Raw genomic sequence first — 15,600 nt, 5'->3', positions numbered from 1 at the left:
AATGGACTCTAGACATTGTTTTTTCCTCGATTCTGGAATTTAACAATGAATATGAAAGCATGATTTACCCTCTTATTAAATCACGCCATAGTCCACAAGTCTTTTTCCGAAAAATTCAAAGAGCAGAATTGCGTTTTTGACGGAACTGATTTTGTACCAGAAAAACTGAATTGCGCCACGGTCGTAATGCAAGGGGATTCCCGCTGCAAACAATGCAAAATTGTGGCTGACAGAATCTTTATCAGAGAACGAGCCCGATTTGACCAGGCGGAAATAGTCGCAAGAAACATTTCCATCAAGGAAAATGTTTCCCTGAACGGAATCTACTTCGCTCAGGACACTATCGAAATAAACGTCAATAACATTCAGGAAAAGAAAAATGTCTTCATTCTGCAAGGCCACAAAACCAGCGACGTTGATTACATAGGCAAACTTTCAATCCAGAAGTTAAAGGCAAAGGATGCAGCCGTTCTCTTCCTTGGCGACAACTGGGATGAAACCTTGAGAGGAATCCCTGTGGAAATATCCGAAAACACAGATATCACAGGAACGTTGGTGGCTAACGGCATCGTAGATTTTAGAGGCAAGCTAAAGGGCAGCATGACCGTTTCCAATCTGTCCTTCTACGAAGGGGAAACGCTTTGGCGTGGATTCATGCGCGGCGGACAAATCAAGGGCGACACATCGGTCCATGTGATGCTTCCTGACAATATCTTTTTTGGAGGAGAACCAAGTTATGAATAAACGCGGATTCTCCCTGATGGAAGTTCTTATCAGTTTTGCCATTCTTGCAACAACAGGAATGCAGCTTTCTGGATTTCTGTACAAGAGCCCTGTTACACAAAAGGCACGCACTGAAAATTACGGAATGGAACTGGGAAAGATCTATCTGCAAGCCGAAAGCAAGACTTTGGTTTCTCATACAAAAGACACGACATTTATCCACGATGATGCAAAGGGCAATCACTGGGAAGTAATTATCAAGCAAACCAAGGATGGCGACGAAATCTGCGACAAGGCCATTCCGGTCCGTAACAAGATCGACACCACCAGAACTCTATATTATTGCCGCTATGGTTCGTAAAAACGGATTCACACTGATCGAGTTGATCGTGACCATGGCTGTGTCTGGTATTTTCTTTACGCTGGCCATGAACATGTTCAGCACAGCCAACGGTTCCTTCGTAAGTTACAGGAAATCCCACGAGGAATACTTCGATTACAATGTCAAGAAGGCCAAGGCCAACAGGATGCTTCTGGATAATACAGGCTCCTGCCAAGAAAATGGCGAATTCCATTTCACTGGAGATTCTGCGGATTCCCTGAATATGGAGTTTCCTTTTCCTCAGCCAAAGTGCAAGGATGTAGACCGCAAGAGAACCTTGGTCTATTTCCTAGGCGCCACCGATTCTACCTCAAAAGAAATCGTTGGATATAGCCACTTCTATTTAAAATAAAATTCAGAACGTAAGAATAAGGCGAAAAAAAACGACGCAGCCCGAAAGCTGCGCCGCTTCTTTTGTGGTCTCCTAACCAACAAAGCCCCTAACCATAAGCTTCATTAACCACAATCTTTATATGCAAAAACAGGAGAACCCATTTTAGGCAAACCGATAACGACAACACACCAAAATGTCAAGGAAAAAACAGGCGGACAAACCACCTTCCAAACAACCCGCGCCAAACGTAGAAAAAAACTTTGATTCCATCAATAAAATCCGGGCGTTAAAAAAAAGTTCCATGGACAAGTTGTCTATGGAGAATACCACAAGTGTTCTTTGATTGGATTGAACAAAAAAAATCCCCCGCATTTCTGCGAGGGATTCTTTAAGCGTTTTGCCTAGAGGCTATTACTTGCCAATGGTGAACAAGGTAACGGTACGCTTGCCAACCTTAACCGGCTTGGAAACGTCTACGTCCTTAGCCTTCTTGGCAGGATCATTTGCAAAGCCTTCTTTCAGCTTTTCAGAAGACTTGTCAAGAACCTGCATCTTAGCCTTACCCTTGAAGCCAGGAATATCCAGCTTCAATTCGTAATCGCTGTAGGGGCTCTTGTTGATGACCATGAGGGTCTTCTTGCCACCGTTTTCGGTGTAGTAGGTGGTCAGGAGAGATTCCTTGTCACCCTTGATTTCGGTCTTCAGGAGCTTGCCGCGGAGAGCGTCAGAAGCCATCTGGAAAGCCCAGTAGCTGGGACGCGGGCAGTTCATACATTCTTCTGCAGAACGAGTCAGGTAACCATAGTCACCGCCTTCCGGAGTGATGTCGTTATGGATATCCCAGTACTGAGCGTTGTCAACGTTTTCAGTTGCAAGCATACCGAGGTAATCAGCAACGAACAGACCGTTTTCGAGAGCGATGGTCTGGGGACCCGGGTTGAAGTCCACGGAGTTCCATTCGGTGAGCCACAGTTCGATCTTGTTGCTCTTGTTGAACTTCTTGGTCCACTTGTCTACGGTCTTGTGCAGACGGCTGTAGATCGGGGTCAAGTCCTGAGGAGCGGAGAGCATAGCGAAGTCGTTTTCTTCACCATAGTGCTGCGGATAGTGATGGACGATAAGACCGTCAGCGATGTCGCCGGTTTCGCGGAGAACGTTTTCGTTCCATTCGCCATCGAGAACGCCGAGCACAGCAACCTTAATGGTCGGGTCAACAGCCTTCATGGCTTCGATGAACTTACGTGCGCGCTTACCATAGATGGTACCGCCGTCCTTACCATACTTTTCGTAGTACGGGTGCCAGTTACCATAGACTTCGTTACCAACTTCCCAGTACAGGATGCCGGCCTTCTTGTCTACGTTAGTGTGCTTCACCCATGCTGCAGCTTCCTGTTCGGTGCCGGAACCGAAGTTCACAGTGAACATAGCATTAGAACCAGTCTTCTTCAACCATGCGAGGAATTCGTCGGTATCGACCATCCAGTCGTGGTTGTCGAGGATTTCCTTCCAGTGGTCGTCATCAGCACGGAGACCACCCGGGTAACGGATAATGCCGTGGTTGATGCGCTTTGCATATTCCCAAGTCTGGGTCTTGAACTTCTTGTTGTCCAGCATGTCGCCATCCCAAAGGGCGGCGTTGATACCAAAGAGGCCACCAGAGATGTTCGGGTTGATCACGTCGGAAGAACCCTTCACGTCAACCTTAACAACTTCAGGACGCTTTTCAGCCTTGACTTCCTTAGAGTTGGTCAACTTGATGTTGTCGATTTCGAAAGAACCGTTAGAACCTTCTCCACCCGGCTTAAAGTCGAGAGAGACAACACCCTTCAGGTCGAACACGCCGTTTTCCTTAGCGGTAGGCGGCTGATAGTACGGGAACTTGCTGAAGGTACGGAACGGAACGATCACAGTGGTACGACCGCGAGGTACACCAGTGTTGGAAACGAAGAGTTCGTTACCAGCATCGCCGACCTGAACAGTGATAGACTGCCATGCACGTTCAGAGTAGACGTCGAACTGAATGCCCCAGTGGTTGGTCCAGTCGCGGGACTTAGCGTCGTGGTTTGCAGTGTTCTTGGTGAAGTCGAGAACGAAGTCAACCCAGTCGGACATTTCGAAGTGCTTGATCCAGAGAGAGTTGCCATCGAGCTTTGCACTCTTATGAGGCATTTCGATTTCGGCCTTGGACTTAGGACCGAAGGACGGTTCCCAGTTATCCTTAGCGAACTTGCCTTCGAAGTCAGAAATAACCATATCCGGAGCCTTGGACTTCCAGTTATCCCACTTGATATCCGGGTCAACCCAGTCAATGGTGGAAGTGAAGGTAATCTGGTCAACGAAGATGGTCACAGGAGCCGGCTTACCCGGTTCACCCTGGTTTTCGCCCTTACCAACAGAGAAGCGGATTTCCTGGATCTTATCCCACTGGACATCCTTAGCAACTTCGGCCTGCTTGTTTGCGTCCCAAGCCTTACCCTTGTCGCCGAACTTCTTCAGAGGAATCTTAACCAGCTTCCAGTCGGTGCCGACCTTGGAGCCTTCAATCCAGTCGTTCAGGCTAATCTTGGTCTGGCTCTTAATATCGTTGCCCTGGTTATCCAGAATACCAACGTATACCTTTTCGCCACCAAGCTTACCCTTGATCCAGAAGTAGAGACCGCCCTTATTGCGGACATCCTTCAGGTTGATGTACTTGCCATCGCCCAAAGAGTAAGTCACACCGGACCAGTCGTTGTTATCGATGTAAAGTGCGAGGACGTTCGGGTTACCCTTAGTCTTGGAGTCTGCTTCACGCTGAGCGGAAAGACCACCGTAGCTGTAAGAGAATCCCTTGAGACCGTTGGAGTAGAACACGCCGTTAGCAACCGGCTTGACCTTGCCGTCCAGCTTTTCTGCGTTTGCCGGACCGTCAATCACGTCTTCATTTTCATCCCAGTAGACAATCTTTGCCTTGGGCTTAGCCTTCTTGTTGCCCTTCACGATTTCGATGTTATCAACCCAGACTTCGAAGTCGCCTGCGCCGCTCTTGTCGATGGAGAAGCGGATTTCTGCGATCTTGTCCCAGTCAATACGTGCGGGGAATTCGGACTTACGGGTGTTGTCCCAGTAGAGACCACGATCCGGGAAGTCAACCAGAGGAATGGAAACCTTCTTCCAATCGGTAGTGACGGTGCCACCTTCGATGTACTTTGCCATGGGAAGAACGACCTGAGTCTTCTTACCATCGGAAACTTCTTCATCGAGGAGACCGATCTTCAGCTGTTCGCCACCCTTCTTACCCTTGATCATGAATTCGATTCGAGAATCGAGCATGAACTTGTTCAGGTCGAAAGTTTCGTTGTAAAGGCAAACAGAAGCACCAGAATATTCGCTGGGGTCCAGCTTAATATTCAAGGCAGCCTTGGACTTATAGCCGCCATCCTTAGTAATGGTGATACCCTTGCTCTTGCCGCCGTATGCGTAGTCAAAGCCCCCTGCGCGATATGCATCGTCAAAGAACTTGTAAGGAACTACACGAGGAGCTTTCGGCTGAGCCATGGATGCTGTTACGCCGAAGCCGAGAACGGCGACGGTAGCAGCAGTCAGTGCACGCTTCATCATATATCGTATCCTTTGTTTATGATTTAGTTTGAGTTTAATTTAAACTTTTGAGCTACTTAGCTTCCTTCAGGAGCTTTTCAACCAGTTCCGGGCTGAAACGATCCTGGCGCTTGCCGTTGATGTAGAAGTTCGGAGTACCCTGAACGCCGACCTTGGCACCCAGGTTGAAGTCCTTATCAATACGAGCGTTCATAGCGTCATCCAGAACGCGGTCCTTTTCGAACTGTTCGATATTCAGGCCGACTTCCTTAGCCACAGCGACGTAGATGGAGTCGCCCAGTTCACGGGAGTGCGGTGCCAGAGCATAACGGTATTCCCAGAACTTACCCTGCTTCTGGGCTGCAATTGCAGCAGCTGCAGCGGGCTTAGCATTGGGGTGGAAGGACAGGGGGAAGTTCTTGTAGACGAACTTGATTTCGTCCGCGTGCTTGTCCATCAGTTCCTTGACAGTGGGAGCAATGCGAGAGCAGTACGGGCACTGGAATTCAGTAAACTCAACAATAGTGAGCTTCGGGTTGGTGGTGTTGCCGAAAACCGGAGATTCGTCAACAGGAATGTCCCAGACCTTGTTGGCTTCTTCCATTTCCTTCTTGGCATCTTCAATAGACATGCCAGCGCGCTTTTCCAGGATGTAGCCTACAGCTTCCATGCTGGCTTCCATTTCGGCAACCTTCTTTTCGAGTGCGTCGATACGGGCAGCAGCATTGTTGGAAACAGCACCACCGGCGGAGGCCTGATTGCAGGCGACCAGTCCAGCAGCAAGAATTGCAGCAGCGGCAATAGAGAATCGTTTCATGTTTATCCTTTTAGTTAAAAGTCTAGCAGGCGCAGTCCGCCCGCAGTTTTGTGGAAATATATATAATAGAAGTGAGCCGCGAATAGCGACTCACTTATTTTAAAGGGGATTTTAAGGCTATTTATCGTCTGATAAAGTCCATTAGCCCTGGGAAGTTTCTGCAAACTTCAGGTTTTCGTAGTTCTTCATGGCCAAGTTCAGGCGATATTCGTTGGGGAACAGACAAACTAAGTTACGTTCCTTATCGAGCATGCAATCCATGGCGTATTCCTCGGCAAACTTACCCACGTCCTTTTCAGGGCCGGTGACCCAGCGGATGCCATGAGCAGGTACGCGGTCCAGGGAAACGTCTGCGCCGTATTCGCTCTGGAGGCGGAACTTGAGCACGTCAAACTGAAGCTCGCCCACCACGCCAATGACGGGGATAGCAGACTTCATGGGTTCGTACAGCTGGGTTGCGCCTTCTTCGGAAAGTTCAGCCAAGCCCTTGGCCATCTGCTTGGACTTCAACGGATTCAAGAGAGTCACGCGGGCAAAGTGTTCCGGAGCAAAGTCAGGAATGCCGGTGTAGTTCATCTTTTCGCCATCGGTCAGGGTGTCGCCAATGCGGAACAGGCCCGGGTCGTTAATACCCACAATGTCACCTGCCCATGCGTTGTCGATAACTTCCTTATCCTTGGCCAGGAATGCAGTAGGTGCAGCCAGGCGGATTTCACGACCAGTACGCACATGGAAAACCTTTTCTCCACGGGTAAAGCTACCGGAGCAGATACGCAGGAATGCGGTACGGTCGCGGTGCTTGGGGTCCATATTTGCCTGGATCTTAAAGACAAAGGCACTGAAGGCGTCTTCATCCGGATCCACAGGACGCTTATCCGTATCGCGAATCATGGGAGGAGGAGCCAGTTCAGCAAAAGCATTCAGCAACTGGCGCACACCGAAGTTGTTCACAGCACTGCCAAAGAACACGGGGCACATCTCCCCCTTCAGGAACTTTTCGTGATCGAAGGGGTCCATGGCGCCGGTGACCATCTCGTATTCTTCCTTGAACTGTTCCACCCAGTTCTCACCGCACATTTCTACCAGGCGGGGATCATCAGGGCCAGTCATCTGGATCAGCTGCTGTTCGCCTTCTTCCTTGTTAAAGGTGTGGAAGGTGTTGTCCGCGATGCAGTACACGCCCTTAAAGAGCTTACCCACGCCAATGGGCAGAGTAAAGGGAGCCACCTTGATCTTCAGGACGTTTTCGATTTCGTCCAGAAGGTCCAGCACATGACGACCATCAAGGTCCATCTTGTTAATGAAGGTAATGATGGGTGTGTGGCGCATGCGGCACACGTTCATCAAGCGGATAGTCTGCTTTTCTACACCGTTCACGCTATCGATAAGCACTAGGGCGGCGTCCACAGCGGTAAGGGCGCGGTAGGTATCTTCACAGAAGTCCTGATGGCCCGGGGTATCCACCAGGTTGAACATGCAACCCTCAAAGGGGAAGTTCAACACAGAGCTGGAAACGGAAATACCGCGCTGCTGTTCGATCTTCATCCAGTCGGAAACAGTGTAGCTGCGGTTGGACTTGGCACGGACATGACCCGCTTCGCGAATCACGTTACCGTACCACAGGAACTTTTCAGTAATAGTAGTCTTACCAGCGTCAGGATGGCTGACAATGGCGAAAGTGCGGCGTTTAGAAATTTCTTCGTTCATACGCCGCCAAATTTAGAATTTTCTGCTACATCTCAGTGTAGATATGGTAGCTGTTTCTACCGGAATTCTTCACTTCGTATAGAGCCTGATCCGCACGGTCAAATGCGCCCTGATAACTCATATCCAGATCATCGGTAAAGGCAGCACCAATGGAAGCATAGATTGAATTCAACTTTTCGTCGTTTCCGTAGGTTTCATCAATCTTGGAAATGAGACTGCTAATGCAGAGGGTCAATTCAGAAACAGTCTGTACGCCAGGAAGGAGAACCGCAAATTCATCACCGCCAAAACGACACAGAGTTGCATTTTCGTACTTGTCAAACACGTCATGGAGGATCCGTGCAAGAATCCTAAGGGCACGGTCCCCTTCCAGATGTCCGTAGGAATCGTTCACAAATTTCATGTGGTCCATATCGATCACCAGCATGGCGGCCACATTATGTTGCACCACAACATACTTGTCGAATGCTCGATCGATATAACGGCGATTCCAAAGGCCCGTTAGCTGGTCACAAAAAGCTTCCCTCTCCGTACGATTCAAGGAGACTTCATTCAGGTACATGGTATGGAGATTTTCGGTCATTACCTTGTTGATGAAGAATCCGCTGAGGAACATGAGCGAGAATTCAATGATCTGTCCACCGGCAATATTCTGGAACAAGTCGACAGAGTCAATATCCTCGTACATTCCAGATATATTACCAGCAAGAGTCCAGTTTCCAAGCAACAGAACCAGAAGGCTCAGGCCACTCGTAATTAGGAACGTCTTACGGTTGCAATACAGCAAACTTGTCATGGGGACAAAGAAGTAACACAAGTAAACATCAATATGATTGATGCACATGATGAAGATGACAATCAAGGCTCCCACAAGACCAAGATACTTGATCAGAGGGCTTTCGGGCTTGTACTTAAAGAGAAGGGAATGGCCCGCGGCAAACGCAAGACAGACAAGTAAAGTTCTTAAACAAGCACCATAACTCACACCGGGGAAAGCATCGCAAAGAACTCCAACCGCAATGGCAGGACCGACAAAGCAGCTGTACCACAGAATGCGGCGAAAGAAATTGTTCATTCGCTTTTCGTTTTGAGCAAGAAAATATCCAAAGTGATTTTCTATAACATCTTTTTCCATGGCACTTAATATAAATGAAAAATCCGGCTATGTAAGCCAGACTTTACAAAAAACAATGTTTTTTTAGGGAAAAACTTTAGCGGTGGTGATACGGGTGGTTCTGCATCACCATCTGCACGCGATAGAGCTGTTCTGCAGTTATAATACGGGCGTGGTCGTGAGTAAACGTCAAGGGAGACAGGGACAGGAGCATATCCGCAGATTTCTTGAGGTTTTCATCGATACCATAAGCAGAACCAATTAGGAAAACCACGTTCCCGGGGAAGCGGTCCCGCAGGGTGTCGGACAGCTTGACCGTATCCATCAGTTTGCCTTCCTCAGACAAAATTACTCGCTTAAATTCGCCCTTGGGGAATTTCTTCTCAAAGAGAGCGGCTTCCTGCGCCAGAGACTGCACGCGGTCGTCCAGCTTGGATTCCTTCAGTTCCACCACTTCCAGAGGGATGGCTCCCCCACGAAGACGCTTCACGTACTTATCCACCTCGTCAGCCACATAAGCCGAACCAGCCTTACCAAATACTGCTAAAACCCAGCGCATGATTTAGTTATGAATTATGATTTATGAATTATGAGGGATGAGAGGAATTTTGAATTATGAGTTATAAATTTTGAGTTTCGTAACTCATATCTCATAACTCATATCTCGTAACTAGTAATTACCTTCCGACAGCCAATCTTTCTATTAAGAAGCTGGGCATGCCGGCGTTGCGCATTCTTTCCTGCGTCTGGGCGATGTCGTAATCCACGCGAATCAGACGGACGCACTTGGTCTCGGAATCCAGCAAGCACCAGCAGGAACGAGGATCGCGGTCTCGAGGCTGGCCTACACTACCTACGTTCACCAGAAGGCGTTCCGTATCCTCGATAGTGTATTCATACTCGTCTAAAATCTTGGGAATGGCCATAGGACGGCTTGCCACAATTACTGGACTATGGGTATGGCCCACAAAGCAGTATCGACCGCTAAAGTGGTCGAAGGCATCCAGGGCGTCTTCCAATTCCGTAACGTACACCCAGTCTGCGGGGCTCAGAGGAGAAGCATGCACATAGCAAATATCATTGTCCTCATAGATATAGGGCAATGTACGCATGTAATCGATGGATTCCTTGGACAAATGGCTCTGGGTCCATTCAATCGCCTGCTTGGCATAGGGGTTAAAACCGGTACTGGATTCGTATTTAATGGCCACACTATCGTGGTTACCAATAAGACAGACATCCATATTTTCGCGGGCAAGACGAACACATTCGTCCGCATCCACACCATAACCAACCAAATCACCAAGACAAATACGACGTTCCACCCCATTTTCCTTCATGGATTCCAGGACAGCCTGGAAAGCAACGGCATTGGAATGGATATCAGAGCAAATTCCGTAAAGCATAGGCGTAATTTAATTTAATTATGAATTATGCGTTATGAAATATGAAATAAAGTTTGAAAAAGCGGGTTAAAATTCTATCTTTGACCCCGTATGGAAATTATTCAAGACAAGCTGAAAGTCAGTATTGCCTACACATTGAAGGAACTTGATGGTAAAATCCTTGAGGAAGTTCCTGCAACTCATCCTTTTGTCTACATCCACGGATATAACAATATTATTCCCGGTCTGGAAGAAGCATTGACCGGTAAGAAAGTCAACGATTCCTTTTCTGTGGAAATCCCTACCGCTAAAGGTTACGGTCCGTTCCGTGAAGATCTTGTCATGGAAGTTCCCAAGGAAGAACTGAAGGATATCGGAGAAATCTGGCTTGGCATGGAACTGGAAATGTGCCAGGACGATGATATCCGCGAATTTCAGCTTCCGGAAACCGCCGATGAATTCATTGACGGTCTGAATCTAGACAATGACAGCGAAGAAGACGAAGCGGATGGGATCTACACCATCAAGGAAATCAGGAAGGACACGGTCATCGTAGATGGAAACCATCCATTTGCAGGCAAGGACCTGATTTTTGACGTTCTGGTGGTGGCAATCGACTCCCCCAGCTTTACGGAACTGGAAACCGGCTTTCCGGACAAGAACGAAGACGGTTTTGATGAATTTGAAGGCGAAGACGACCAGGATTTTGGCAACGACTTCGGACACAACCCCGAAAACTACAGGAGATGGCGCTAATGGCATCCATGGACGAACTGAAGAAGGCAGCTGGCGTTAAGGCAGCAGACATGATCAAGGACGGCATGACCGTCGGTCTCGGTACAGGCAGTACTGCAGCCCACATGGTGAACCGTCTTGCAGAACGTATCAAGACTGAAGGCATTAAGGTCACTGGCGTTTCTACCAGCTGGAGCACCACCCTGCAGTGCCGCGCACTGGGCATCCCCCTGAAGGAAATGGGCGAAGTTTCTCATCTGGATATGGTCATCGACGGCGCCGATGAAATTGACGACAACCGCAACCTCATCAAGGGCCGCGGTGCAGCTCACCTGCTGGAAAAGATCGTTGCATCCATGACCGATAACTACGTGATTATCGCTGACTCCGGCAAGAAGGTTGATGTTCTCGGTACTAAGTTCGCCGTTCCTCTGGAAATCATCCCGGGTGCAATCGCAGTCGTTACCGAAAAGGTAAAGCAGCTGGGTGGCGACCTGAAGGTTCGTATGGGCGCTCCCGGTAAGGATGGTCCGGTGATTTCTGACTCCGGCAACCTCATTGCAGATGCAAAGTTCGCTCCCATCGCCGACGCCGACAAGCTGGCTCGCGACCTGGAACACATCGTAGGTATCGTAGGCCACGGCCTGTTCATCAATATGGCAACCAAGGTCATTCTCGCAGACGCCGACAAGGGACTGATCGAATTTTAGTTATGAGTTACGAGTTATGAGTTACTAGCTGAGACTCGTAAGCTGATAGCCAAAAGCGGACACTGACCATCGTCAGCATGACATTAATAAAAAGAAACCCCGGTCCTTTCGGATCGGGGTTCTTTTTAAGCTATAAGCTTAGGCGCGTGCCAATTAGACTAGCTAATTATGCTTCGTCGTCGGAGAGTTCCGGAGCCTTCTTGATCACGTTGCGACGGCCATAACGAACCTTGGACGGATCAAAAGTGGTTTCAACCGGAGCGATATCGTCATCAGCAACAGCGGGTGCAGCAGGAGCAGCAACCGGAGCTACAGGAGCGGCCGGGGTTTCAACCGGAATGCGCGGAGCGAGGGGACGGCGTGCTTCAGCTGCAGGAGCTTCGGCAGGAGCTGCGGCGGCGACCGGAGCTTCAGCTGCTACGGGAGCGGCTGCTTCTGCAGGTGCTGCGGCGGCAGCGTTAGCGTTGAATTCGCGACGGGGACGTTCCGGACGGCCTTCACGGCGGTCACGGCGGTTGCCACGGTCGTTACGCTGTTCATTGCGATCGCGGTTAGCGGCAGGCTGCTGTGCAGGAGCTGCGGCCTTATTTTCGCGATTTTCCTTTGCAGGACGTTCCTTATTTTCCTTCTTCTGATTTTCCTTGTTGTTGCGTTCACCGCGCTGAGTCATTTCCTGTGCGCTGATCGGGCGACGGGAATTGGGCTTCAAGTTCATGTCCGGTGTGAGCTTCTTGAAAATCGGGGTACGAAGCATAGTAAGGAGTTTGTTAACCTTAGACAGGATAACGATGCTGAGCACTACGGCAACGATGGCCAGTGCGAGAGCGATGTGTTGTTCCATTCGGGGCACCTCATAAGTAAGGGTTGACCACACAGGCAGGCTGGAAAAAGACCTGCAAGCGGGGTGGCTGTAGTGTGTTTAGGGGATCGGTCTTAGAGTCAACGGCGCATGGCGGTCGGGGTATCTGCAGATACTCGGACCTTGGGGCTCGGTGAGTCTCCGATCTAGCTTAAAGCCATCTTACTAGCGCCTCCATAGAGGCTTGACGGCGATAAGGCTTCGGGCAAATTGGGCCTGCGAAGCTTTGAGAGTTTGGTAGTCGCCTTGGCGACGTACCTATCAGCCACGGGCGCAAATATATAAAAAAGAATTTGAAAACGATTCAAGAAACTGCCATTTAGTGCAGTTAATTGAGCAGTTAAATGCCCATATCCAGACTCTGCAGGGACTTTTTCACGGAATCCCCCTGAGCCTGCTTGGTGGTAAGGACCGATTCCAGGGAATCTATCTGGGCGCGAAGACCTTCGTTTTCCGCTTGTAGCCTTGATATCTCCATCTGGGCCTGCTCGTCCGAGCAGGAACAAAAGGCGAAGAGGGAAAGAAGTGCAAAAGCCAGCAGAATCTTACTGAAATGATTTGTTTCTCTAAAGGTCATGTCGCAAATTTAAATAAATACAGGCTTTTCTATCTTTAGGAATATGAATAAATCCCCAGAATTACTCCTCCCGGTGGGCACCCGCGAAATGCTGGAAGCCGCCGTGAAAAACGGAGCCAATGCAGTTTATTTTGGAGTTCCTTATTGGAACGCTCGTGGCCGTACCGAAGATTTTTCCATGGACGATGTACGCGACATGATCAAGTACGCACGTATTCACGGAGTACGCACATACCTGGCCATGAACGTGTTGGTCTTCGAGCGAGAACTGCAGAATCTTCCGGAATATCTGGAGAAGATCATCTCATTTGAGCCCGACGGTTTTATCATCCAGGATATTGGCCTTGCACGCCTGATCCGCGCCATCAGCCCCACACAGGAAATTCACGCCAGCACCCAGATGACCTTGGCTAGTGCAGAAGGCGTAAATCTGGTAAAGTCCATCGGATTTAACCGCGCCGTGCTCTCTCGCGAACTTTCCGCCAAGCAGATTGCGGAAGTCAAGAAAGGCACCGATCTTGAAATTGAAGTGTTCGTTCACGGAGCCCTCTGCGTGTCCTATTCCGGACAGTGCCTTACCAGCGAAAACTTCGGCGGACGTTCCGCAAACCGCGGCCAGTGCGCCCAGAGTTGTCGCCTCCCCTACAGCATTTACGTAGACGGCAAGGAATATCGTGACACCAACGCCATGTACCTGTTCAGCACTCACGACCTTTGCGCTCTCCCCAAGCTGGAAGAGTTAGCCAACATGGGCGTAGAATCCCTGAAGGTGGAAGGCCGCCTCAAAAGCCCCGAATACGTAGCCGCAGTCACTCGCGCCTACCGCAAGGCATTGGACAATTCAGTCGCCGACCTGAACGCAAAAGATTTGGAACCGCTGGAAGTGTTGTTCTCCCGCGGTTTAACCACGGGCTGGCTGGACGGGGACAACCACCAGGAATTGGTGGACGGCACCTTTAGCAACCATCACGGACTTTACCTGGGCCGCGTGGCCAAGGTGGAACGCAGTTCCGTCTTCGTTGAACTGAGCGACAAATTCATTTCCCAATTTTTGGATGACGGCCTCCCCTATCCTGGCGATGGCATCCTCATCGAAGACAACCGCTTTGGTGTAAGCCTGGGCAGCCGCCTCTACAGTGCCGAAATCGTGAAGAACGCCCACAACAAGCGGGGTGACGGCATGCGCGGCCTTGGCCCCCTGCTGCGTCTGGACTTTGGTCGAGACTTCGACACCCGAAAGATTGCCAAGGGCATGGACGTTTTCCGCAATGACTCCCCCGCCTTGGAAAAGGAATTGCGCAAGACCTTCACGGACCGATCTCAGGAAGTAAAAACTCCTGTGAATATGCTGCTGGAAGGTTCCGTCGGTGATTTATTAAAACTCAAGATTCGGATTCCATCTGGCTCGGGTAAGTGCGTCGCGGAAGTCCAGAGTGAAACCGCTTTGGAGCAGGCCAAGAACGCCGGAGACATCGAGGGATTGGCCCGCAAGGAACTAGGTGGACTTTCCGCCACCGCCTACGAATTGGGACATCTGGAAATTTCCATCCAGGGAACGCCTTTTATTCCGGGAAAAGTCCTGAGAACCCTGCGCCAGCAAGCAGTGCAAAAGCTGGACGAAGCACGCCTCGCATGGCATGACCTTAAGATTAGCGCATCCCGCGGGAAAAAGTTCCTGCAGGATATCCGCAAAGGTGCCTCGGCTGAGCTCGGCAACCTTAACAAGGTCCCCGAGCCTGCCGAGGGGCTTAACATCTCCGTTCTGGTTCGTAACCCGCAGCAAATCGCAGCCCTTCGCGGTCTGGACATCGACAACATCATCATGGACTTCGACTGGGGCGTCAAATACGACGAACCGCTCCAGCAGATTCGTGACCTTGGATTCAAGGCGGGTATGGCAACCCTCCGCATTCACAAGCCCGGCGAAAACCATTACCTCAAGAAGATTCTGGAACTGTGTCCCGACTTCGCACTTGTTCGCAATCTAGGCGCGCTTTCCATTCTGAAGGACAGCGGAATCCCGCTCCACGGCGATTACAGCCTGAACGCAGCCAACAGTGCAAGCTACGACTGGCTTTTGGCACAAGGCCTCCAGACGCTCCATCCTTCTTGGGACTTGAACAGCGTGCAGCTTTTCGACTTGCTGGATAGCATTGACGGCAGCCGTCTGGAGCTGACCCTCCACCAGTATATGCCCGCTTTCCATTCCGAATACTGCGCCTTTGCCCGCGGGCTTACCACAGGACGCCGCTTCCCAGAATGCGGCAAGATCTGTACCCAGCACAAGGTGGAAATTCTGGACCACAAGGGAGAAAAACATTTCCTGCAGTCCGACGCCGAATGCCGCAATACGTTGTTCGTAGGCCGCCCTCAGTCCGCCCTCAAGCTCCTCCCCCAGCTAAGAGCAGCAGGCGTGAACAGCTTCCGTCTGGAAATGCTGCAGGAAGACCCAGAAACCGTCCGACAGAAGGTGCTAATCTATACTCAGGCTATCCGCGGGAAGATTTCCATCGACGACGCCATCCGTCAGGCCGGCATCCAGGAGAAGTATGGCCTCAGCGAAGGCCAGCTTTTCAATGAAAACACCTGGCAAGACCGCAAGAAATAACCTAGAGAATAGAAACTAGAGATTAGAGATTAGAGATTAGGGTATAGGGTATAGGGTGTAGGGTATAGGG

The 15,600-nt window shown here is 50.1% G+C and carries 14 protein-coding genes; 6 read left to right on the top strand and 8 right to left on the bottom strand.

What is annotated here, in order from left to right; all coding sequences use genetic code 11:
• Positions 1–222 precede the first annotated feature (222 nt).
• Genes BUB59_RS01430 through BUB59_RS01420 form a run of 3 tightly spaced genes read left to right on the top strand, consistent with a single transcriptional unit; the run spans position 223 to position 1,457 of the window.
• Positions 223–744, top strand: coding sequence for a hypothetical protein (locus tag BUB59_RS01430; RefSeq protein ID WP_143160169.1), 522 nt, complete (start codon positions 223–225; stop codon positions 742–744).
• A complete protein-coding gene (locus tag BUB59_RS01425) occupies positions 737–1,084 on the top strand; it encodes a prepilin-type N-terminal cleavage/methylation domain-containing protein (RefSeq protein ID WP_073224914.1) in 348 nt (115 codons plus the stop codon). The genes BUB59_RS01430 and BUB59_RS01425 overlap by 8 nt, the downstream gene beginning before the upstream one ends.
• Positions 1,074–1,457 carry a pilus assembly FimT family protein gene (locus BUB59_RS01420; RefSeq protein WP_073224913.1) on the top strand — a complete coding sequence of 128 codons (384 nt, stop codon included), beginning with the start codon at positions 1,074–1,076 and terminating at the stop codon, positions 1,455–1,457. Before BUB59_RS01425 ends, BUB59_RS01420 begins: the two co-directional genes overlap by 11 nt.
• Before the next feature lie 393 nt (positions 1,458–1,850).
• Here the strand turns inward: BUB59_RS01420 and BUB59_RS01415 are convergent, their stop codons facing one another.
• The 6 genes from BUB59_RS01415 to BUB59_RS01390 form a co-directional block, all read right to left on the bottom strand.
• Positions 1,851–5,039, bottom strand: a complete 3,189-nt coding sequence (locus BUB59_RS01415; protein WP_073224912.1) for a carbohydrate binding domain-containing protein — start codon at positions 5,037–5,039, stop codon at positions 1,851–1,853.
• Between the two features lie 52 nt (positions 5,040–5,091).
• Positions 5,092–5,835, bottom strand: a complete 744-nt coding sequence (locus BUB59_RS01410) for a DsbA family protein (protein ID WP_073224910.1) — start codon at positions 5,833–5,835, stop codon at positions 5,092–5,094.
• A 141-nt stretch (positions 5,836–5,976) separates the two neighbouring features.
• Positions 5,977–7,542, bottom strand: coding sequence for a peptide chain release factor 3 (locus BUB59_RS01405; protein ID WP_073224908.1), 1,566 nt, complete (start codon positions 7,540–7,542; stop codon positions 5,977–5,979).
• 25 nt (positions 7,543–7,567) lie between these two features.
• Positions 7,568–8,677, bottom strand: a complete 1,110-nt coding sequence (locus tag BUB59_RS01400) for a GGDEF domain-containing protein (protein WP_083540104.1) — start codon at positions 8,675–8,677, stop codon at positions 7,568–7,570.
• 76 nt (positions 8,678–8,753) lie between these two features.
• Positions 8,754–9,215: a 23S rRNA (pseudouridine(1915)-N(3))-methyltransferase RlmH gene (locus tag BUB59_RS01395; protein WP_073224904.1), complete on the bottom strand. Its 462-nt coding sequence runs from the start codon at positions 9,213–9,215 to the stop codon at positions 8,754–8,756.
• Between the two features lie 118 nt (positions 9,216–9,333).
• On the bottom strand, positions 9,334–10,062 hold the full coding sequence (locus BUB59_RS01390) for a metallophosphoesterase family protein (protein ID WP_073224902.1): 729 nt from the start codon (positions 10,060–10,062) through the stop codon (positions 9,334–9,336).
• Positions 10,063–10,152: 90 nt separating this feature from the next.
• Between BUB59_RS01390 and BUB59_RS01385 the strand changes: the two genes are divergently transcribed.
• The gene (locus BUB59_RS01385) at positions 10,153–10,797 is read left to right on the top strand and encodes an FKBP-type peptidyl-prolyl cis-trans isomerase (protein WP_073224899.1); all 645 of its coding nucleotides are present in this window, start codon (positions 10,153–10,155) and stop codon (positions 10,795–10,797) included.
• Complete coding sequence (rpiA, locus tag BUB59_RS01380) at positions 10,797–11,486, top strand: ribose-5-phosphate isomerase RpiA (protein ID WP_234979891.1); 690 nt, start codon at positions 10,797–10,799, stop codon at positions 11,484–11,486. The genes BUB59_RS01385 and rpiA overlap by 1 nt, the downstream gene beginning before the upstream one ends.
• A 166-nt stretch (positions 11,487–11,652) precedes the next feature.
• Here the strand turns inward: rpiA and BUB59_RS01375 are convergent, their stop codons facing one another.
• A complete protein-coding gene (locus tag BUB59_RS01375) occupies positions 11,653–12,327 on the bottom strand; it encodes a hypothetical protein (protein ID WP_073224895.1) in 675 nt (224 codons plus the stop codon).
• Between the two features lie 358 nt (positions 12,328–12,685).
• Positions 12,686–12,922: a hypothetical protein gene (locus BUB59_RS01370; RefSeq protein ID WP_073224893.1), complete on the bottom strand. Its 237-nt coding sequence runs from the start codon at positions 12,920–12,922 to the stop codon at positions 12,686–12,688.
• A gap of 43 nt (positions 12,923–12,965) precedes the next feature.
• On the opposite strand from BUB59_RS01370, the gene BUB59_RS01365 reads away from it, so the two are divergent.
• Positions 12,966–15,530 carry a U32 family peptidase gene (locus tag BUB59_RS01365; protein ID WP_073224891.1) on the top strand — a complete coding sequence of 855 codons (2,565 nt, stop codon included), beginning with the start codon at positions 12,966–12,968 and terminating at the stop codon, positions 15,528–15,530.
• The last annotated feature ends 70 nt before the right edge of the window (positions 15,531–15,600 follow it).

It is taken from the genome of Fibrobacter sp. UWEL (genome assembly GCF_900142535.1).
Classification (GTDB): Bacteria; Fibrobacterota; Fibrobacteria; order Fibrobacterales; family Fibrobacteraceae; genus Fibrobacter.
Note: the sequence above shows the minus strand (reverse complement) of the source record. Positions and strands in the feature narration are given on the sequence as shown.

Coding starts and splice junctions, on each gene's coding strand:
- BUB59_RS01425 (WP_073224914.1), top strand. CDS start 737: ATGAATAAACGCGGATTCTCCCTGATGGAAGTTCTTATCAGTTTTGCC.
- BUB59_RS01420 (WP_073224913.1), top strand. CDS start 1,074: ATGGTTCGTAAAAACGGATTCACACTGATCGAGTTGATCGTGACCATG.
- BUB59_RS01415 (WP_073224912.1), bottom strand. CDS start 5,039: ATGATGAAGCGTGCACTGACTGCTGCTACCGTCGCCGTTCTCGGCTTC.
- BUB59_RS01410 (WP_073224910.1), bottom strand. CDS start 5,835: ATGAAACGATTCTCTATTGCCGCTGCTGCAATTCTTGCTGCTGGACTG.
- BUB59_RS01405 (WP_073224908.1), bottom strand. CDS start 7,542: ATGAACGAAGAAATTTCTAAACGCCGCACTTTCGCCATTGTCAGCCAT.
- BUB59_RS01400 (WP_083540104.1), bottom strand. CDS start 8,677: ATGGAAAAAGATGTTATAGAAAATCACTTTGGATATTTTCTTGCTCAA.
- BUB59_RS01395 (WP_073224904.1), bottom strand. CDS start 9,215: ATGCGCTGGGTTTTAGCAGTATTTGGTAAGGCTGGTTCGGCTTATGTG.
- BUB59_RS01390 (WP_073224902.1), bottom strand. CDS start 10,062: ATGCTTTACGGAATTTGCTCTGATATCCATTCCAATGCCGTTGCTTTC.
- BUB59_RS01385 (WP_073224899.1), top strand. CDS start 10,153: ATGGAAATTATTCAAGACAAGCTGAAAGTCAGTATTGCCTACACATTG.
- rpiA (WP_234979891.1), top strand. CDS start 10,797: ATGGCATCCATGGACGAACTGAAGAAGGCAGCTGGCGTTAAGGCAGCA.
- BUB59_RS01375 (WP_073224895.1), bottom strand. CDS start 12,327: ATGGAACAACACATCGCTCTCGCACTGGCCATCGTTGCCGTAGTGCTC.
- BUB59_RS01370 (WP_073224893.1), bottom strand. CDS start 12,922: ATGACCTTTAGAGAAACAAATCATTTCAGTAAGATTCTGCTGGCTTTT.
- BUB59_RS01365 (WP_073224891.1), top strand. CDS start 12,966: ATGAATAAATCCCCAGAATTACTCCTCCCGGTGGGCACCCGCGAAATG.